Source organism: Pedobacter gandavensis (assembly GCF_032677645.1).
GTDB lineage: Bacteria > Bacteroidota > Bacteroidia > Sphingobacteriales > Sphingobacteriaceae > Pedobacter > Pedobacter gandavensis_A.
Genome location: NZ_JAVTSB010000010.1, coordinates 273648 through 293555, shown reverse-complemented (window position 1 = coordinate 293555; position 19908 = coordinate 273648). Strand labels below are relative to the sequence as shown.

At 37.8% G+C, this 19908-nt stretch carries 20 protein-coding genes and 2 pseudogenes; 13 read left to right on the top strand and 9 right to left on the bottom strand.

The genetic code is table 11. The features are described from left to right. The 5 genes and pseudogenes from R2Q66_RS17885 to R2Q66_RS17865 all read left to right on the top strand — a co-directional run. Positions 1-379 (top strand): annotated as a pseudogene (locus R2Q66_RS17885) (copper oxidase); the annotation flags it as partial. 10 nt (positions 380-389) lie between these two features. Continuing rightward, positions 390-2942 carry a heavy metal translocating P-type ATPase gene (locus R2Q66_RS17880; RefSeq protein WP_316751530.1) on the top strand — a complete coding sequence of 851 codons (2553 nt, stop codon included), beginning with the start codon at positions 390-392 and terminating at the stop codon, positions 2940-2942. Between the two features lie 36 nt (positions 2943-2978). After that, positions 2979-3482, top strand: coding sequence for a DUF305 domain-containing protein (locus R2Q66_RS17875; protein WP_316751528.1), 504 nt, complete (start codon positions 2979-2981; stop codon positions 3480-3482). Continuing rightward, positions 3482-4303 (top strand): alpha/beta hydrolase, encoded by an 822-nt coding sequence (locus tag R2Q66_RS17870; RefSeq protein WP_316751526.1) that lies wholly within the window; start codon positions 3482-3484, stop codon positions 4301-4303. Before R2Q66_RS17875 ends, R2Q66_RS17870 begins: the two co-directional genes overlap by 1 nt. A 13-nt stretch (positions 4304-4316) precedes the next feature. Next, the gene (locus R2Q66_RS17865; protein WP_316751523.1) at positions 4317-5057 is read left to right on the top strand and encodes a metallophosphoesterase family protein; all 741 of its coding nucleotides are present in this window, start codon (positions 4317-4319) and stop codon (positions 5055-5057) included. A 103-nt stretch (positions 5058-5160) separates the two neighbouring features. Here R2Q66_RS17865 and R2Q66_RS17860 read toward each other — a convergent pair whose 3' ends face one another. From R2Q66_RS17860 to R2Q66_RS17850, 3 genes are read right to left on the bottom strand one after another with little or no spacing between them, the layout of a single operon-like run. Then, on the bottom strand, positions 5161-5379 hold the full coding sequence (locus R2Q66_RS17860; RefSeq protein WP_316751521.1) for a GDCCVxC domain-containing (seleno)protein: 219 nt from the start codon (positions 5377-5379) through the stop codon (positions 5161-5163). Next, a complete protein-coding gene (merTP, locus tag R2Q66_RS17855) occupies positions 5369-5974 on the bottom strand; it encodes a mercuric transport protein MerTP (RefSeq protein WP_316751519.1) in 606 nt (201 codons plus the stop codon). Before merTP ends, R2Q66_RS17860 begins: the two co-directional genes overlap by 11 nt. Beyond that, positions 5971-6351: a metalloregulator ArsR/SmtB family transcription factor gene (locus R2Q66_RS17850; RefSeq protein WP_316751517.1), complete on the bottom strand. Its 381-nt coding sequence runs from the start codon at positions 6349-6351 to the stop codon at positions 5971-5973. Before R2Q66_RS17850 ends, merTP begins: the two co-directional genes overlap by 4 nt. Positions 6352-6514: 163 nt before the next feature. Here R2Q66_RS17850 and R2Q66_RS17845 point away from each other — a divergent pair, with 163 nt between their 5' ends. Both R2Q66_RS17845 and R2Q66_RS17840 read left to right on the top strand, forming a co-directional pair. Continuing rightward, positions 6515-6955 (top strand): hypothetical protein, encoded by a 441-nt coding sequence (locus R2Q66_RS17845; RefSeq protein ID WP_316751515.1) that lies wholly within the window; start codon positions 6515-6517, stop codon positions 6953-6955. A 48-nt stretch (positions 6956-7003) separates the two neighbouring features. After that, a complete protein-coding gene (locus R2Q66_RS17840; protein ID WP_316751514.1) occupies positions 7004-7459 on the top strand; it encodes a hypothetical protein in 456 nt (151 codons plus the stop codon). 437 nt (positions 7460-7896) lie between these two features. Here R2Q66_RS17840 and R2Q66_RS17835 read toward each other — a convergent pair whose 3' ends face one another. Together R2Q66_RS17835 and R2Q66_RS17830 are read right to left on the bottom strand one after the other, a co-directional pair. Further along, the gene (locus tag R2Q66_RS17835; RefSeq protein WP_316751512.1) at positions 7897-9003 is read right to left on the bottom strand and encodes a hypothetical protein; all 1107 of its coding nucleotides are present in this window, start codon (positions 9001-9003) and stop codon (positions 7897-7899) included. Positions 9004-9955: 952 nt separating this feature from the next. After that, a complete protein-coding gene (locus R2Q66_RS17830) occupies positions 9956-10867 on the bottom strand; it encodes a helix-turn-helix domain-containing protein (RefSeq protein ID WP_316751510.1) in 912 nt (303 codons plus the stop codon). A gap of 301 nt (positions 10868-11168) precedes the next feature. Here R2Q66_RS17830 and R2Q66_RS17825 point away from each other — a divergent pair, with 301 nt between their 5' ends. The 3 genes and pseudogenes from R2Q66_RS17825 to R2Q66_RS17815 all read left to right on the top strand — a co-directional run. After that, on the top strand, positions 11169-11708 hold the full coding sequence (locus R2Q66_RS17825) for a DUF4334 domain-containing protein (RefSeq protein ID WP_316751508.1): 540 nt from the start codon (positions 11169-11171) through the stop codon (positions 11706-11708). Between the two features lie 141 nt (positions 11709-11849). Then, entirely contained in the window at positions 11850-12956 is a 1107-nt protein-coding gene (locus R2Q66_RS17820; RefSeq protein WP_316751506.1) for an NAD(P)-dependent alcohol dehydrogenase, read from the top strand. Between the two features lie 211 nt (positions 12957-13167). Next, positions 13168-13534: pseudogene (locus tag R2Q66_RS17815) on the top strand (transposase); the annotation flags it as partial. A 200-nt stretch (positions 13535-13734) separates the two neighbouring features. Here the strand turns inward: R2Q66_RS17815 and R2Q66_RS17810 are convergent. The 4 genes from R2Q66_RS17810 to R2Q66_RS17800 all read right to left on the bottom strand — a co-directional run bounded on the left by R2Q66_RS17810 (position 13735) and on the right by R2Q66_RS17800 (position 16207). Continuing rightward, positions 13735-14316: a TetR/AcrR family transcriptional regulator gene (locus tag R2Q66_RS17810; RefSeq protein ID WP_316751504.1), complete on the bottom strand. Its 582-nt coding sequence runs from the start codon at positions 14314-14316 to the stop codon at positions 13735-13737. Between the two features lie 70 nt (positions 14317-14386). Next, positions 14387-15136 carry a glucose 1-dehydrogenase gene (locus R2Q66_RS17805; protein ID WP_316751502.1) on the bottom strand — a complete coding sequence of 250 codons (750 nt, stop codon included), beginning with the start codon at positions 15134-15136 and terminating at the stop codon, positions 14387-14389. Between the two features lie 194 nt (positions 15137-15330). Continuing rightward, complete coding sequence (locus tag R2Q66_RS23920; RefSeq protein ID WP_410479438.1) at positions 15331-15657, bottom strand: transposase; 327 nt, start codon at positions 15655-15657, stop codon at positions 15331-15333. A 199-nt stretch (positions 15658-15856) separates the two neighbouring features. Then, the gene (locus R2Q66_RS17800) at positions 15857-16207 is read right to left on the bottom strand and encodes a helix-turn-helix domain-containing protein (protein WP_316751500.1); all 351 of its coding nucleotides are present in this window, start codon (positions 16205-16207) and stop codon (positions 15857-15859) included. A 104-nt stretch (positions 16208-16311) separates the two neighbouring features. Between R2Q66_RS17800 and R2Q66_RS17795 the strand changes: the two genes are divergently transcribed. The 3 genes from R2Q66_RS17795 to R2Q66_RS17785 all read left to right on the top strand — a co-directional run bounded on the left by R2Q66_RS17795 (position 16312) and on the right by R2Q66_RS17785 (position 19717). Further along, positions 16312-16944 carry an NAD(P)H-dependent oxidoreductase gene (locus R2Q66_RS17795; protein WP_316751499.1) on the top strand — a complete coding sequence of 211 codons (633 nt, stop codon included), beginning with the start codon at positions 16312-16314 and terminating at the stop codon, positions 16942-16944. 857 nt (positions 16945-17801) lie between these two features. Then, positions 17802-18401, top strand: coding sequence for an RNA polymerase sigma factor (locus R2Q66_RS17790; RefSeq protein ID WP_316751497.1), 600 nt, complete (start codon positions 17802-17804; stop codon positions 18399-18401). A 95-nt stretch (positions 18402-18496) separates the two neighbouring features. Then, positions 18497-19717 carry a FecR family protein gene (locus tag R2Q66_RS17785; RefSeq protein WP_316751495.1) on the top strand — a complete coding sequence of 407 codons (1221 nt, stop codon included), beginning with the start codon at positions 18497-18499 and terminating at the stop codon, positions 19715-19717. The last annotated feature ends 191 nt before the right edge of the window (positions 19718-19908 follow it).

Below are 19908 nucleotides of genomic sequence, written 5' to 3'. Positions count from 1 at the left end.
TTATGTTGGATGGGATTTCCGAAAACGAACCGTTGATCCGATGGAGAAGAATATTTTTGGACAGTCTACAGCACCTGGGGATAATCTTTTCGGGCAGGGCAATACGAAAAATTTCAGACAGGTATTTCATTTGGGGGTACAGTACACTTTGCCAATGCTAATTGTCGCAGATGCTTCTGTCGATCATAAGGGAAACGTTAGATTTCAATTGACGAGAGAAGATGTCCCTATTTCTAAAAGAATTCGTTTTCAGTTTATGGTCAATACAGACAAAGAGTATATGGCAGGATTTAGATACATCGTTACCAAATATTTAGGCCTTTCTACCCACTACGATAGTGACATGGGCTACGGTGGTGGACTAACATTAAATTATTAACCTCAACATTATGAAGCATACCTATAAAATAACCGGAATGAGCTGTCAGGGTTGTCGCAGTAAAGTGGAAGATGCCTTAAATAGTATTGACGGGATCTCAGCAAAAGTCACCTTGGAGCCAGCTGAAGCAACAATTATGATGGATAAGCATATTTCGACAGAAAAATTGCAAGAAACGCTTTCTGCTGTTGGAAATTATAGGATTGAAATGTCCGGCTTTCAAAAGATTACTGAAGATAAACATACACCAAATCACTCCAGTCATCAACACCATGGCTCAGCTCATCAAGATAATGGCATTGCTCCGGTTAAGGATAATAAGGACGAAACTGGTGGAGTGTATTACTGTCCCATGCACTGTGAAGGAGATAAAACTTATGATAAACCAGGTCATTGCCCGGTTTGTGGAATGGACTTACTGAAGCAGCCTGTACTAAAGCATACTACCCAATTTACATGTCCCATGCACCCGGAAATTATTAGGGATCAGCCAGGTTCATGTCCAATATGCGGGATGGATTTGGTGCCGTTAGGGATTAATTTGGAAGAGGAAGATAAAACGTATGAAACGCTTTTGCGCAAGTTTAAGATTGCAACCATTTTTACTGTACCCATCTTTTTGATTGCAATGTCGGAAATGATACCGGGTAATCCGATTTTCAAGTTAATGGAGCTGAAATATTGGAACTGGGTCCAGTTTGCTTTATCTATTCCGGTGGTGTTTTATGCGACATGGATGTTCTTTCAGCGTGCATGGCAATCCATTGTCACATGGAAACTGAATATGTTCACCTTGATCGGTATTGGTGCGGGAGTGGCTTGGCTGTTTAGTCTTGTCGCCCTGCTTTTTCCTGACGTTTTTCCAGACCAGTTTAAAACCCACCATGGCACGGTCTACGTTTACTTTGAAGCAGCAACCGTTATCCTAACTTTGGTGTTACTGGGGCAGCTTTTGGAGGCTAGGGCACACGGGAAAACAAACAGTGCGATTAAAGAATTATTAAAGTTAGCTCCTAATACGGCAACAAAAATTGTTGGAGATAAAGAAACGACAGTTTCCATAGATGACATTCAAAAAGGCGATATGTTGCGGGTAAAACCGGGAGAAAAAATACCTGTTGATGGTAGTATTAAAGTTGGAGAGGTGACGATTGACGAGTCTATGATCTCAGGCGAACCTATTCCGGTTGAAAAGAAATCCGGTGATAAAGTGAGTTCAGGAACTATTAATGGAAATAAAACCTTTGTCATGCTTGCCGAAAAGGTAGGTTCAGAAACACTACTTTCTCAGATCATCGAAATGGTTAATTCTGCCAGTCGTTCAAAAGCGCCTATCCAAAAAATGGCGGATAAGATTTCGGGATATTTTGTTCCTATAGTAGTATTGATTGCCATAGCAACATTTATAGTTTGGGCAATATATGGGCCTGAACCTGCTTATGTCTATGCTTTTGTAAATGCGATTGCCGTATTGATCATCGCTTGCCCATGTGCGCTTGGTTTGGCTACACCAATGTCTGTAATGGTAGGCGTAGGTAAAGGCGCACAGTCTGGTGTGCTTATCAAAAATGCAGAATCCCTGGAGAAGATGAATGCTATTGACGTAGTCATCATTGATAAAACTGGAACGGTTACTGAAGGAAAACCATCGGTTGAAAAGGTCGTTAGTGCAAATCCGGATTTTGATGAAAAGAAAGTCCTTGAAAGAATAGTAGCGTTAAATAGCAGCAGCGAGCACCCTTTAGCACAGGCAACATTACGTTATGGAGAAGAAAACAAAGTAAAAGTTCAACCAATTTCAAATTTTGAAGCGGTAACAGGTAAAGGTGTAACGGGTACTTTAAAAGACGAAAAACTTGCTCTAGGTAACAAGAAGCTAATGGAACACGTTAAAGCCAAGATTAATCCTGAATTGGAAGAACAAGTTAAGGCTGCCCAAAAACAAGGCAAGACAGTTTCTTATTTAGCTATCGGGAATAAGGCCGTGGGATTTGTAGTGATTTCTGATAAAATTAAGTCCTCGAGTGCAACCGCTATCAAAAAGCTTCAGGAAGAAGGTTTAAAAGTAATCATGTTCACTGGCGATAATGAAGATACAGCAAGAGCAGTTAGCGGAACGTTGAATTTAGATGGTTTTAAAGCAGGAATGCTTCCAGAGGACAAGCTGAATGAAATCAAAAAACTGCAGGCTGAAGGGAAAAAGGTTGCTATGGCAGGTGACGGTATAAATGATGCCCCCGCCTTGTCACAGGCAGATATTGGCATTGCTATGGGTACAGGAACAGATGTCGCCATTGAAAGCGCAGCAATCACATTAGTGAAAGGAGACCTCAATGGAATTGCAAAAGCGAGGTTATTAAGCCATAAAGTTATGAGCAATATTAAAGGTAACCTTTTCTTTGCCCTAGGCTATAACGTATTGGGAATACCTGTAGCTGCGGGGCTTTTATACCCTCTTTTTGGAATTTTATTATCACCGATGATCGCTGCGCTTGCTATGAGTTTCAGTTCAGTATCCGTTATTCTGAACTCATTGCGCCTTAGAAGTGTGAAGATTGACTAATTGTTAATTAAATATATTTTTTAAATCACATTAATTATGGAACATAAAGATCATAAACAAATGGAAATGCCACAAAATCATGGCGACCATTACAAAAAACTGCTCATTATGGCAGTGCTTTCTTTTGTAGCAATGTACATTCTAATGTACTCAATGGCAAATAGCCTGGCAAATGTATATCCGAATATTAACCAATTTTATATGGCTGGATTAATGACGATGCCTATGATAATCATTGAGCTTATTTTAATGGGCAAAATGTACCGTAATAAAAAACTCAATATTAGCTTGATTACAATATGTTCAGTTGGGTTAGTTGCATTCTTTTTACTAATTCAATCTCAAACAGCCGTTTCGGATAAGCAATTTTTAAAAGGAATGATCCCACACCATGCAGCCGCTATACTGATGAGTGAACAATCTAAATCTCGAGACCCAGAAATTAAGAAATTACAACAGGAAATCATTTCCAGTCAGGAGGAAGAGATTAGAGTTATGAAAGCAAAGTTGAAATCTCTGAATAAGAAAAAAGAGGACTAATGCTTGATCATCAGTATTTCAATTTCATAGCTAGAGATGGGTGTAGGCTGAATGCTGCAATATTTAAGCCCAAGAATAACATATCAAAATCAACACTGGTATTACTGCATGGCGGAGGCCCCGATCATCAAAGTTTATTGCCTCTTGCCAAACGCCTTTGCTATGATAGAACTGTTATTCTACCTGATGTAAGAGGATATGGTAAATCAGTTTGTTACGATCCGAACAATTATACTTGGGCTAATTATGCTTCAGATATTAATGATTTATTGAATTATCTACAAATTCCTGATGCTGTTATTGGAGGAGCAGGCATAGGTACTACTATAAGCTTAAAGGCTGCGATTACTTATCCCGAAAGAGTAAGTGGCCTCATATTGATAAGTGTAGAAGATATTGAAGATGATGAGAGTAAGGCATTAGAGGTTGCTTTTTTTGAACAATACATGGATCAAATTAGACAAAATGGATTAACAGCTGCATGGGAATCAATTTTGAGTAATCTTTCTCCTGTAATTGGGGCAATGGTTCGGGACGCTATACCCAGATCGGATGCTAAAAGTATTTTAGCCGCGGCATCAATCGTTTACGACAGGGCTTTTTATAATATAAATGAGCTTCGGGAAATTTCCGTGCCATTACTTGTTATACCCGGAAATGATCAAAGACACCCTTCAGCATTGGCGATACAGCTCGCTCAGTTGCTTAAACAAGCTGTACTTTCAAATGTTGGTCTTTCAGATAAAATCAGAACGATGGAAGATTTTGCAGATGCGTTTACCACGGTGATTAATAGCTTTTTAAATTCCAGGTCATGGTAAGGTTCTATAGAATATGAAGATTGCACTATTTTCAGATATACATGCCAACCTGCCCGCATTTGAAGCAATGTTGCAGGATATGGATAACCAAAAACCGGATGCCGTTTATTGTCTTGGTGATTTAGTAGGTTATAATATATGGCCGAATGAGGTAATTGCCGAAATACGCAGACGTGGAATAGCTACATTAAAAGGCAACCATGATGAGAAAGTTGAAAAATTAATTACTACTGCTGATAGCCTTAATGAACCAGGGAAGAAATATGCCTATCACCTTATTGATGAATCCGGTCGGGAATTTTTAAAAACACTTCCGGCTCATATTAAATTGGAGTACAAATTGAGTAACGATCAATTAAATCTTGTATTAGCTCATGGTAGCACACGGAGTGTTGATGAGTATGTACTGGTAGATACAGAAGAAAGTTATGTGTTGGAAATGATGAAGGAGGCTCATGCCGATTTACTTTTTATTGGCCATTCGCACAAACCTTATCACAGGATCTTGAATACTGAAGATGGTAAATTTAAGCATGTGGTAAACCTGGGATCAGTCGGAAAACCAAAAGATAAAGATCAAAGATCGTGTTATGTTATATTGACACTTTCTTTATCTAACAGTTCACTGTTAGATAAAGAAAGTGTAAAGGTTGAATTTAGAAGGGTAGAATACGATGTAGAAAAAGCAGCAAAAGCTATTGAAGCCAGTCTGCTACCCTATGAATTTGCTGAAGCATTAAGACTGGCAAAATAAGATCAAAAACATTAAACCTTAAACATCCGCTTACTAAAAAAGAAGATTAAAAAATCACAATATGTATTAATTGTAAGAAATGGATTAAACAAATCATACTGTTTTAAATACAGCATGATTTGTTTAATTGTATAGGCGGGCATGGCACAGTTCCATAGCTGCAAAACACACAACAATCGCCCTTTAAAGGCTTTAACCTTTCGTGACATTTTTCACATTCATAGAAGTACTGACAGGAATCTGTCGGCATTATTTCGGTTTTCTGATGTTGACAAACAGGGCAAGTTATAGTAGACTCTAGTATTATCTCTTTAGTTGACATTGGCTGATTTATTTATGATTTTATAACCTGTTTCTTTTTCTACAATTTCTTTCAGTTGTGTCAATGAAATCTGAGTAGAATCAAATTTGACAACTGCTTGTCCTTTCCCATATGAGGTAACAACTGATTTTACCCCTTTTTTGGATTGTAAAGCCTGATTAATGTGTCCTTCACAAGCTGAACAACTCATTCCCCGTATATGAAGTACGGATTGCTTATAATTGAAATTACTTGTCGTGCTTTGTTGTATAGGCTTTTTTTGAAAGTATGGAGCATAATAGGGAAAGGCAGATAGGGTAAAAGAAAGAAGTGCTACGACCCAAAGAAAGGTCTTTGATTGCATACCAGTCTTTTTTTCCTCACAGCCGCAATCATCTTTTTTAGTCGGTTTATAAGTTTGGTAAAATGCTATGGCCAATACTAAAGCTGTTGCTAGAAGCAAATAAGGACGTATTGGCTCTACCCAGCTGAACATCGATGCTAGACTACCAACGGAACCAAATAGCGCCAACAGAGGTACAATACAGCACAAGGAAGAAGTAAAGGCCAACAATATGCCCGAACCTAAAAGTTTGTTGGTGTTTGCTTTGCTCATGCGTGTTCTGTGATTAAGTTTATTTGATTAATAATATTGAAGAAAGGCTGAAGTAGTTTTAAATGTTCTGATTTCAAGGAATAGAAGATTGTTTGTCCTTCTTTCCGAAATTCGATGATATTACCATCTTTCATTTTCCGCAGGTGTTGTGAAACCGCTGGAATACTCATTCCTAATATGTCACTTAGATCACAGGGACATAACTCTCTTTCCTGTTCCAATAAATAGAGAATCTTTAAGCGTACTTCGTTTCCGGCCAAGGATAGTATTCCGGATAGTTGGGTGAATGAAGTTTCATTTGTTGCGATCTTGTTTCTGCATTCATTAATCTGTATTGGATTAGCTTTTTCCCGAATACAACTGTTTACATCTCCCATATATTTACATTAATAAGAGCAAAGGTAATAGTTTTTAATTATTTAAGCAAATGCTTAAATAGGTTAGTTTTTGATATTGTTGATTTTCAATGTGATTTTTTAAGGAAAGTTGTTACCTTAGTTAGTCATGTATATTTAGTTTAATTACATTTTTAAAGCTCTTATGGAAACACTAAAGAATACCGGCTTAATATCTTGCCTACTATTGATGACTTGTTTAATGTCTTGTTCATCATCTTCCGAAAGCCAAATTGCGGGTAAGTATGCTTCTCAAAGTGAGAACAACTATGATCATTTTAAAGATACTATTGAAGTTAGACCTACGGATGACGGTAAATTTGATATTCAAGCGCTCTCTAATTGGTCAGCTGCCAAAAAAGATGACCCGGAACGTCCAAGCAAAAATAAAAAAGCTGGTTTTTGGATTAATTATGGCCCCGGTAGAATTAATGTAGCCACATTTCAAAAAAGTGATCATACATTGAGAATAGAGGAACCGATGTCCAGTTCAGTCAGAATCATGAAGGTTGATCTGGAAAAGCGAACTATAAAATGGCCAACCAAATATGGTGACACTATTATTTATCACAAGATAAAGCTTTAGGAATGGGAAGATACATCATAATTTACGTTAATCAGAAAAATACTATAAATGAATTTTAAAGAAATTTTTGACTTTCCATTTCAATCTTCTCAATGGGGAAGTATTGCAGCTTGGCTAGGAATAGGGCTCACGATATTTGGTATTGTACGAACATGGAAAAAGAAACCAAAGGCAGACATAAAAATTGATAATGGAACACTTATATCGTTTGGATGGAATAACACAGTGGTAGATTTCAACCTTAAAATAGAATGTTTGAACGAGAATATTTATGATCTTGAAGTAACTAAAGTTAGTGGAGATAATTATACCCTCAGTTTCGAACTTTTCAAGAGTGATATTCCACAAGACAAATATTGTGTATTAACAGCTAAAATGAAATCCGATTGTAAGGAAGATTTAAAATTATCTTTCAAATACAGAAATGAAAGCAAACGGACATTTGTTAAGATTTTCACTATGAAATCTGATGGAGCCATTTTTAAGCAAAGAAATGCTGCATAACCTTTCTTTGCTCTAATAAACTATCTAGGGAAGGGGGGCTGAATGCAGTATCGACCAGCAGCATAAAAGATAAGATGAGAAAACGGATTTCTTAAATTTCTATCGTTTAATATTGGTATTGTATATTTAGATGTGATTAATGTACTATCTATAACTAAAGCTCATAATTGATCCTTGAAAACGAACCGAAATGAATTATGCCAGTGCGGGTGGGGGTTGCGCGGAAAGTAGTCAGCAAGACCTCCACAGAAGCTTAAAAACCCTTAAAATAAGCCGATTGGCCAGTTTTCAGCGAATCAGAGTGATCAGTTTATTTTTTGGCAATGTGACCATAATCCGTTTATTCCCCAGGCCATGCCCCCTGAATGGCTGAACAAGATGTTAGAAAATGATCGATCTGTTTCTGATCTAGAAAACTCAAAGATAATTAGATAGAACTAACTATATGGATAGGTTTCTTTCAGCTGAAGTATGTTTTGTATTGAAGAGGTTATATTAAGACTAATTGGAAATTCAGCAAACTGATTGTGCCTAAAGGCATGGTCGCCGGTTGATACCAAATTTGCCGTGTTCGCATTTGTAAGGTACACGCCGGAAACCCTGGTAAATTTTTTGTTTTTTGACGAACCAAAAAAGCCATTTCCTGACAATCTCAGTTTTTCATCTCTGTTTTCTGGATTTGTTGACCAGCTGTATTCCATAGAACCATACAATGATTCCTGAAGTTCTAATATATCAAGACTGATCGATTGCTTATTTAGACAAATTATGTATGGTGCATTGAATTTTCCGTAACGGGAACCTTTTGTTCCCAAGGCAGACTTTATAGTCGCACTATCATTACCCCATTGTGTTTGAAAGGGATGTGATCCAATTGACCGTGACTGGATACCACGTTTATGTTCAACCTTTACAAACAAGCTAAGTTCTATCTTTACCTTTTCATCTTCGTATGTGATCGAAGGCATCCCGCCAAAACCAACTCTGAGTAGTTCTTTCTCATACTCATCGGGATCAATTTTTCCAATTGCTTCGTTGAAAAATTTAATAATCATTTTGTTACTTGGCTGACTTTGATCCTTGAATGTTATCTTTTTTAAGTTTAGTAAAAAATTGGATGCATCAATTTTATTCATGCCATCTAACAATACGTTTTCCCTTCTCTTTTGGCTCTTTTCTGTTTGCGAAAGCATTGAAATATGTTTCACCTCAATGTAAAACATTTCAGTTCCTTTTTCGGCTTTAAAGTCCGGTCTTTTTAAGGTATCGGGTATTTCTGGGTGAACGCTTAGTTTATAACCCATCGCGCTAAAAAGCGTGTATATATACAATTCAAAAAATGTATCATCGAAACTTACTTTGAATCTCGCTATCATTTCATCTTTTTCTTCATCGGGATACATTTTAAACCAACTCTCTATAGTTTCGCGTACGATGCCAACATCAGTTCTAGCGCTGTCGTTGTAATATTCGTAAGGATCGGAATTATAATCCGCAGATCCTTGTAAACTGCGTTCTTTTTGATCAAAAAGTGTCTTGTGCATAGCGAGTTTTGAGAGTTAAAATGTGAGCATTATTTATTGATCTAAATTTAATAAGTTTTTAGAATATTTCTACAATCCATTATTTTAAGACTTTGTTGAGCAGAAGCGGCGATTATTTGCCATAAAATATACAGCAGTCTATAAAACTCATGATTTTTTGGTCAGTGGTTGGAGCCCATCATGGCCTTGGGGAGAGGAGTGAGGAGGAGCTTTTATTGGAATAATGAAATTGAACTGTAAGATACAAAAGTACTTAGCGAATTATGGTGTTTTTTGTTTAAAGTTTATTTTGTAGGATGACATCAAAAACCTATCTTTGAGCCATCAAATAAGCAGTTATTTATACTTTACTATCGGACGATAGTTATACAAGTTGATAAAATGGTTTAAGCTGATTTGATTTGAAATGATTTATGCCCTAATCTACACCCTGATATTTCAGGAGGATGTAAGTGGTTGAAAATAAGATATTTAAAACGTCGGTACGGCATCCTGCCACCCCGACAACATAGATGTCAAATTCTATCAGAAACCCTCTAACTGTCACAGTTTAGAGGGTTTTTTCGTTTTAGTCATATCAAAGAAAAGGAACGGAATATCAAGGTTATTATGCCCTATTCTAAACCCTCTTTTTTTTAGCTATAATTGTCCTGTTAGAAAATGTAAAAGTCACTGCTTGAGTTTTTTATTTTACCGCCTTTTTTGCCGCTGAATTTTGCCTCTGATTTTAACAAAAAATGGAAGAGGGCATAAACAGGCTTAAAACAGTTTAGAGCATGAAAAGTACCATGTCGATAGTCAACACTTATTCCATTGAATTATTTACCATTCTAGCTTTGATCTAAATAGCCTAATCTCAATGCTTTTTCTAAAATATCAAAATTCAAATCTCTGTAATCACACCAATTATTTATCAACCTGTATTATTTAGAGAAAATTCGCCCTTCCTTTTTTAATAAAATAATCGTCTAAACTTCAAAGGAGACTGATTTGTTTTACTTTTAAAAAGTTTGCTGAAAGATTGCGAATGTTCAAATCCTAATTCATAAGCAATTTCGGAAACGGACAAATCAGTTGTAGATAGCTTTTCTTTAGCTAGTTCTATAATTCTGTTGTGAATGTGTTGTTGTGTATTTTGCCCTGTATACTTGCGAAGAATATCACTTAAATGATGTGATGATATATATAATAACGATGAAAAATACTGTACGTTAGGCAATCTATTGTCTGCAGTTTTTTTAGTTTTAAAATAGTCTGAAAGTAAAACTTCGAACTTTGTGATTATGGTTTGATTGTTCGTCTTTCCTGTTATGAATTGTCTGCTGTAATAGCGATTGGTGTAATTAAGCAAAAGTTCTAATTGCGAAACCATTACGTCTTGGCTGTAGATGTCAATAAGAGTGTTGTATTCCTGTGCAATATTCTGAAAAATGTTTTCAATTAAAGTTTCTTCTTTGGCAGATAAATGAAGCGCTTCGTTTACTGAGGAAGAAAAGAAATCATATTTGTTAACTGATTTTGTAAGCGGATAACCTTGTATGAAATCGGGATGAAAAATCAACCACCAACCTTGTGCTTCGTATTGACCGTGTGTAGATAATAGTTGCCCTGGGGCGGTCATTCCTAAAATGCCTTTATCAAAATCGTAAATGTTTTGTCCGTATTGCAATTTTCCTTTCTGGTTTCTCTTCAAAAAAATGCTATACAAATTTAAAACTACTTTGGTTCCCATCAAATCTATTTGTGTAGGAAGTTCGCCAAAACTGATAAGACTAATCATTGGATGCAGTGGTTTTTCTATTCCTGTTATGCGGTGCAGTTCGGAAATGCTGTTTATGATTATAGGTTTTGAACTATTTTTCATTTTTCAAACTTATTAATTTTTTTGTTTTAATAATCTGATATTTATTGCCCTGATGTCGTGTGCTAGCCATTTTTCAATATCATTTATAGAATGTAACATTTTTTGCTATAGCAATCTTGTTGAAAGTGATTTTTGAAATAGCAAAATCTGTCTGTGAACAACTTTTTTTAGAGCTCATTTCACGTTTTTTGATACTTTCAATAGTACTGCTTTGCTTCATTCCAACTACAACAAACCGCAATTCGGCTACTTTTACGAAAATCCCATTATCTAATTTTATAAGAAATAAAATGATATAAATATGAGTACAGGATTCAGTGCACAAGAAGCACTTAAAAGCAGAAAAATCAGCTCAGAAGAAGCGACACGTTTGTTTGACAATTTAGAGCCAGTATCTATTGAATTTATGTTAGGCAGATGGAAAGGCGAAGAACTTTACACAGGAAATCCAGCAGATGGCATTTTGGAGACAACTGGTTGGGCCGGTAAAACTTTTGAAAATGCAGAAAACGTATTTCCGTTAGTTTTTTTCACCGACAGTTCAAAAACAGAAACTTTTAATGTAGACCCGCTTATTGCAATGTCGCCCGATATGGCAACGAAATATGCTGGCAAAACTCTTGGCGAAATCAGAGAAGTGGTAGAAACACAAGCATCAAAAGCAAGATTGCGAATGGTTGAATTCAAAGGTAAAGTAAGTGCCACTATGATTTATGACAATCTTCCTATAAACGATATTTTCAGAAAAATAGACGACAATATGGTTATTGGAGTTATGGATTTTAAAGGCGGTGATCAGCCTTATTATTTTCTATTAATACGATTAGGCAATGCTCAGTAGTGTTTGAATATAGCGACATTACAAGATATCCTGCAAACAAGTGCAGCGAGCACTTGCAGGCATTGACTTTATATAGGCATGGTCGTCTCTAAAAAAAAGAGTTGGTAAATAATATCGTATATTTTTAAATGTTTTAAATTTATGAAAATCAAAGCGGCGGTATTGCCCGCAACCCAGCAGCCCTTCCTGTTAACAGAAATTAATCTGGATACTGAGCTAAGGGCAGATGAAGTACTTGTCAAAATTGTAGCAACAGGCCTCTGCCACACTGACCTGTCCATACGTGATGAACAGATACCTTTTGAAATACCAGCTATCCTCGGACATGAGGGAGCAGGTATCGTAGAACGCATCGGCAGCAGCGTGACCAAGGTAAAGGAGGGGGACCATGTTGTGTTGGTTCCTGCAAGCTGCGGCAAATGTAGTTATTGTAAATCTGGCCATCCATCCTACTGCTCGAACTTCTTCCTTTTAAACTTGGGCGGTACGCGGGGAGATGGTTCCTGTCCATATCATGACCATGAAGGCAAAAACGTTGCAGGTTTCTTTTTCGGGCAGTCTTCTTTTGCTACCTACTCACTGGCCTCTGAAAATAATCTGGTAAAGGTGCCAACCGATGTTCCTCTGGAGATACTTGGACCGCTTGGCTGTAGCCTACAAACCGGTTCCGGCACAGTGCTAAACGTACTTAGACCCCAAGCTGGTGAAGGTATTGTTGTTTCCGGTGTTGGCCCGGTCGGGCTTGCCGCTATCATGGCTGCAAAGGCTGCGGGATGCACTACGATCATCGCAGTGGATGTACATGAAAACCGCTTAACACTTGCAAAAGAACTCGGAGCCACACACACCATTAACAGTAGGAATACGGTTATTTCTGATGAGATTGTAAATAATATCTATCCCGGAGGCGTACATTATGGCATTGACACTACGGGACGTAATGATGTAATCAACCAGATGGTAGGTTCGCTTCGGTATATGGGGAAAGCTGCTATTGTCGCCATAGCTCCTACGCCAAAATTGGAAATAGACTATGCTGTGTTCATGACGGGAAAATCACTGCAATACGTCTTAGAAGGCGACAGTGTGCCTGATATTTTTATACCCCAGCTCATTGAACTTTACAAGAGGGGCCTGTTCCCCTTTGATAAGCTGATTAAATTTTACAATCTGGAAGATATCAATCAGGCTGTGGAGGATTCTGAAAACGGAACAACCTTGAAGGCAGTATTAAGAATGCCACATTAGTAACGATCCTGGATAACTCGTAACAGGTCAATTGCTGGGTAAGAATGCTTCGCATTAGGCTGGTGACCGCTGAAAATAACTGAGAACATAAAAAAGCCTTATATCTCTGGAGGGCACTGAAAAAGTCCTCTTAATAATTAGATACAAAAAGCGCAGAGAAACCAAGGTTATCTGCGCTTTTTGTATCTTAAATTAGATTTTAAGGTACCCGATGCTGGCTCAACAAAATATCCAGTTCAGTTTCTACTCAGGATTGTATGATCTGATCGTTCCCAAAGATAACTTTCTTCGAAAGATCAACGATCTGATAGATTTCAGTTTCATTTATAATCAGCTTTTGAGATGTACTGTCAGAACAACGGACATACGGCCGAGAGCCCTTTCCGCATGTTCAAGTACCTTTTACTTAAGAAGATTTTTTACTATTTCAGATGTGGACGTGGTTGAGCGCACTCGCTACCTTTAAATAGTTCTTTGAGATGAAACCTGAAGCAGAAGTGATCGACCCCAGTTCTCTGACCAAGTTTCACAAACTCAGCCTAAAGGACTTGCTGAATCTATTAATCGGCAAGACTATTAAATAACATTTCTTCCAGACGTTTTATTGTCCGTTTGCAGGGTTTGAAATGATCTTTATAGCGTTCAGTAAAATTCTAAGTGGACACTCATCCGTTAGACAATGATGTCTACCGGGATCTAAGAAAAATCCTGCAAGCCTTTCCAAAGGCGGGATAGGAGCAGTCAGGACAAACAAGGGTATTATATGATTTAGCTAAGGTTAATCCAAGTATTGACCTGTTAGCCTAATAATATTCCCAAAACCAGTAGCATCCGGGCTAGATCTTGCTGTAACCTGCATCCCTTTTACCGCATTTAAGATAAACTTAGCCAATACCATTGCATCCTCAGCATTTTTAATTTCACCGCTTTGCTGACCTTTTTTAATGACCTGAAAAAAAACAGTTTCCATTTGTTGTTCATTTTGGCAAACCAGTTTACCTACTTCCTGATCATGCGGTGCTACCTCAACTCCGGTATTTAACATAAAACAACCTTTTTGCTGTTGGTTTCCAATGGATTGATTGATAGCGAGTTCTATTAATTTGATCACCGTTTCTTTTGCTGAAATTGATTGATCTATAATTTCGTTGATCTTCGTCTTCCCAGCTAGCTGGTAGCTTTCTAATGCTTTTATAAATAGTGTGTGTTTATCAATGTAGGTATCGTATAAACTCGAGCGACTAATGCCCAGTGCGTCCACCAAATCCTGCATAGACGTAGCATTGTAGCCCCTGTGCCAAAAAAGTTGGATTGCCTTGGTCAGCACCTCATTCTCATCAAAATCTTTCGTTCTTGCCATAACCCAAAATAGCCTTGCTTAATAAAGCAAAGCTATTCATTTTAAATTAATTCCCGTAAAACTAAGATGATTACCTTAAGCCACCACTTGCAATGAGGATTTCGCCTGTCAACCAACGCGAATCTTCAGATGCAAGAAATACTGCGATATCAGCTATATCATCTGGATTACCGCCACGACCCAATGGCGTAGAGGCAATGGTTTCTTTCTGGATATCACTGCCAATAATACCCGTAGTACGTACGCCTTCAGTTTCTACCATGCCTGGATTGATTGAGTTTACACGGATATTTTTACCACCGAGCTCTTTAGCCAATACATGAGTAATCGAGTCAACTGCGCCTTTAGTTGCAGTATAAATTGAACTTGATGGCGGCGTGAAGGCAGTTACTGCCGATCCAATATTGATGATGCTGCCACCAGCTGCATTGAAATGTTTCAATGCGCCTTGTGTGCTCAACAACAGACCAAGTACATTTGTATCAAACTGACGGTGAAACTCTTCTGCTGTAATTTCTTCAATTGGACCGAATTGATAAACACCCGCATTGTTTACCAGGATATCTACCGGTCCGAAAGTGGTATTGGTTTCTTCAAATAACCTGGCGAGATCTGCTGCAATTGTTACGTTGGCCTGAATGGCGATTGCCTTACCTCCTGCTGCAGTAATTTCTTCCACCACCTGATCTGCACCAACTTTTGACGAAGCATAATTTACAACTACACTTGCACCCGCTGCTGCAAGACCTTTAGCGATACCAGCACCAATACCTTTCGATGCTCCTGTAATTACGGCTATTTTACTAGCTAATTTTTTCATATCTATTTTCGATCACTCCCTTATTGGAATAATCGTTCCGCAAATATAAATTCCAAATAGGAACGATTGTTCCGTTATTATTTATTATTAGTTTTGGATGACAAATAGGAAAATTCGAAACTGGCTCTGCCATACATTTGTCGTTAACGTTACCTTCTACCTAGCCGTTGCTCCAAGGCAAGCTGATCGCATTTTCAATGGACTGTTAATCCCTTCACCGAGGTTTTTAATAAATGCGAGTGATCGGTTACTGGCATAGCCTGAGGAGCACCCTTTATTGCCGCCCGACTGTATTTGCCATAATTATCCCTGGTTATTACTTCAAATTTTGGCTGTTGCTGTAACTGGATAATTGAACTCTTTTCTTCTCTGTCGGGCAGCAAATCTACTACTCTTCTTGTTGTTAAATTTACCCGAATACTGCCATACCTTTCCCACTTTTTGTAAACCCAGTCATCAACATTTATAGCTGTAAAAACACAAGGATGAGGTAAAGGAGCCCTGTTGATAAGTCTTAGCAAAGTAGTATCGCTGACTGGTATTGAAAAATGGCAACATATTCATTCTGCTGGTTTGCCGCCCAATTCCAAAACAGTATAAATAGCTTTTCTTCCAGACGATTTGTTGTCCGCTTGCATGGTTTGAAACGATTTCATAGCGTTCTGTAAAAATTTTAACGAACACTCATCATCTATTTTAGCATTCCTGGCATTTTGAGTATTACTTACCTGTAATTTGTTTGCGATGTTCAAGACCCCACATCGCTAGGTTTTTAATTACTGTTTTTAAATTTTGACCATAGGGGGTAAGTTCATATTGTACTGTTACCGGCTGGGTATCAAACACTGTCCGCTTAACCAGTTGGTTTAATTCCATTTCTTTTAGCTCTCTACTCAGCATTTTGCCGGATATACCTCTTACATCTTTTAAAAGGTCAGAATATCTTTTCCTATTAAAGCAAAGTGCAGCAACAATTGAAATTTTCCATTTGCCGTTAAGAACATCCATAGCATCATGCACCGCCATAATTGTTTTTTTACACTCGTAATTATCGTGTTTTTTTGTCGTCATGTGTTAGTTGGTTACCTATATGTCACTATTACTTTTTGTCAATAAGTGACAAATGTATACAAATAATATAGAGTTTTGCAGTTCAATAATCTTAAATAAAAAATATGGATTTGTTAGAAAACTTAAAATGGCGTTATGCCACAAAGAAAATGAATGGGAATACAGTGCCACAAGAAAAACTGGACTATATCTTGGAAGCAATCTGGCTAACTCCTTCATCATCTGGTTTACAGCCTTATCAGGTATTTGTAATTAGTAACCGTGAAATACTGGAAAAGATAAGGTCATTCGGCTGGAACCAGAGTCAAATTACGGACTGTTCGCATTTGATAGTTTTTGCTGCCTGGGATGGCTATTCACCTGAAAGGATGAATAAGGTCTTTGACAGAACGATTGCCGAAAGAGGGTTGCCGGCCAATGCCATGGATGATTACAAAAAGACAGTTTGGGGTATGTATGAACCCCTGAGCAACGAATGGCATAGTAACCATTCGGCCCACCAGGCTTATATAGCGTTGGGATTAGCAATGGTTGCTGCTGCGGAGCAAAAAGTTGATGCAACACCTATGGAAGGCTTTATACCTGCTGAAATGGATAAGTTGTTAGGACTCAGAGAAAAAGGATTAAAAAGTGTTGTAATGTTGCCTATTGGGTATCGAGAAGAAGAAAACGATTGGCTCGTTAATCTAAAGAAAGTAAGGACTCCTAGAGAGGTATTTATTACAGAGATTAAATAATATTTAACTGTAAACCGTCATCTAGAATACCCAATTTAGTCAGTCAGGCGATAACTTGGTTCGAGAATTACTCCCTTAGGGAGCAATAGAAGGCAAACAGAAGAAATTCTCGTTTGTATTTTCTTTTACTAATAATTAGCTATTAATCCAGTGCATAGCGGATCGGTATTGGCAGTTCGTTCTTATAGGTGGTTAAATGTGAACTTTTCGGAGGACATCAAAGCACCTTTTAATAGTAAGAGTAGTCTTTTCAACTTCTACTTTAATTGTTTTATAGCCTGCCCCATCAGCTTAGCGGTATTCACGTACATTACTTTGTAACCGTTCTGACACGCATGGTAGCCGGACGCAGTTGCCAGATAACTTTACCGGTTCCGGTGTAACCGGTAAAGTTATCTTTTGTGCTCTTTGATAACCTCGAGTCCTACAAACCTATGGACCTAATTCTTATCCAGGTCACGTTCAAAAGAGTAGTCTATCTGTTCCAAAGAGCCATTGTTCTGGAAACGGGCACTCAAGATATTCGATAATTGAGAACGGTCGAATTGATCCCCAAATGGATTAAATAATTCATCGTTTCTAACTTCAATTTCTAATAGAGCGTTAGTTTTGTATTGTTAAATATTTGAAACTAAAAGTATTTCTAAATTGCAATTGTATACTAACCAAAGACAGATTAAAACCATTTCTTTTTTATGTACTACACAACGGATAGTAATAGCCTAAAAAGGCACTTTAAGAGGATTTCAACGCTAAAAAGCGGAAAAACTATGGTAGTTAATTCAGAAATTATATATAATATTGGTTTTCCAATTCCTAAGGTCATTATGGAGCCCGGAAATTAACCGAAAATACAAATGCAGTCACCCGAAAGCTGGAACGAACAACAGCTACTTATTCAATTGAAATCAGGAGAAGAATCTGCCTTTGGAAAGTTGTATGCGCATTATAGTGAAATGATTTATGGAAGATTACTCAGGTTACTCAAAGATCCAGACATGGCCGATGAGATCATTCAGGAGTTATTTTTGAAGGTTTGGGAGAAACGTACTCAGGTTAATCCACTGCAGTCATTCAAATCTTACTTATACACCATCGCAGAAAATCTGGTATATGACCATTTTAGGAAGGTTGCCCGCGATCGGAAACTACAAGAGAAATTCCGACAAATCACTACCGAACTGTATACCCATACTGAGGAAGATCTTTTAATAAAGGAAAGCATGGAAAGCATCAATAAAGCCATCTCTACGCTACCTCCACAACGCCAAACTGCATTTGTATTGTGTAAAATGGAAGGGAAAAGCTATGAAGAAGCTGCGGAAATTATGGGTATTTCGATTTCTACAGTAAGTAATCATTTGGTAAAGGCAAATATCACTATCCGCGCATACCTCAGTAAATCTGAAGACTTGCTTCCAGCCTTGCTTATCATCGCTATCATCGGTAGCCTCTAAGCCTTAAAAGGCAATCTCTAAAAAAAAATATTTTTTTGCATTTTGGAGTAGTGTCTTTTTCCCTGACAAACGTATTAGGGTAAAAAAGCAACGATTTGAAAAAAGAGATCCCCCATACAGAATTGTTTAATAGGTACCTGAAAAATGCTTGCACAACAGACGAAATCGAGTTGTTGCTCAGTCATTTCGGTACTTTGACAGAAAAGGACCTGAGGAAATCAATATCTGAAGCCTTAGGAGAAGGCGATGATGTCCTTTCCGCGACTGCGGATTTAAAAGAACACCTGGCTGAACTCTATAAAAACATGGTGCCCCACTTGAGAAAAGATGATGGTCCTAAGGTTGTTGCGCTTCCTTTTCACAAGCGCAAGGCTTTCTTTTATCTTGCAGTAGCCTGTATGACCTTAATTATGAGCGGTACCATCGCTTTGTTTTACAGTAAGGATTCTAATTCGGAATTTCAAAATTTGTCTTCTCTAACTTATGCAGGTAAGGATATCTCAGCAGGTGGTGATAAAGCAAAACTAACGCTTGGCAATGGAAAAGTAATTGTGCTTAACGAAGCTTCGGATGGAGAATTGTTAAAGGTAGGAGGGATGCTGATCCGCAAAACTGGAAATGGACAGTTGGTTTATGAAGTTGCCGCAGATCAGGTGTTAGGTACAGCCTATACCTATAATATCATTTCAACTCCAAAAGGTGGTACTTATCATGTCATATTACCTGATGGTACCAAGGTATGGCTTAATGCGGCTTCCAGCCTTAAGTTTCCTACGAGTTTTACATACCAAAAGGAAAGAAATATTGAATTGACTGGCGAAGCCTATTTTGAAGTTAGCAAAGATGCAAAACACCCTTTTAGAGTGCATACCCCTAAACAGGAAGTAGAAGTTTTAGGAACACATTTCAACATCAGCAGTTATGTTGATGAATTGGCGGTGAAAACCACACTTTTTGAAGGGTCTGTTAAAGTCAGTAATCTCCATAAAGAAGGTAGTCACATCATTCTTAAACCTGGAGAACAATCGGTGGTGTCAAAGGGCGAAATCACAGTGGCTAAAGCAGATTTAGAAGAAGCACTAGCCTGGAAAAATGGCCTCTTCGTATTCAATGATGAACCTCTGGAAGGCATCATGAAAAAAGTATCCCGCTGGTACGACGTAGAAGTGGTGTATGAGCCAGGGCTGGATAAAAATAAACGATTTGGAGGAAGTGTATCGCGGTTTGATAAAGTATCCAAAGTATTGAGACAGCTGGAATTAACCGGCGGTGTTCATTTTAAAATTGAAGAAGGGAGGATCATCGCCATGAAGTAACTCTACTCCCGCCTTTAGAATGCAAATGAAAACAATCAACCTAAACCAAGCTGACAAAAATCTTGCTTGTAAAAAACATACCGAAAGTCTTTTGAAATACCTAAATCAATAGATTGGAAGTAAAAAACCGGAGATGCTTGGACCCATCCCCGGTAAGCTGTTTTGATTTGTTAATTCTTTAATAAGAACCA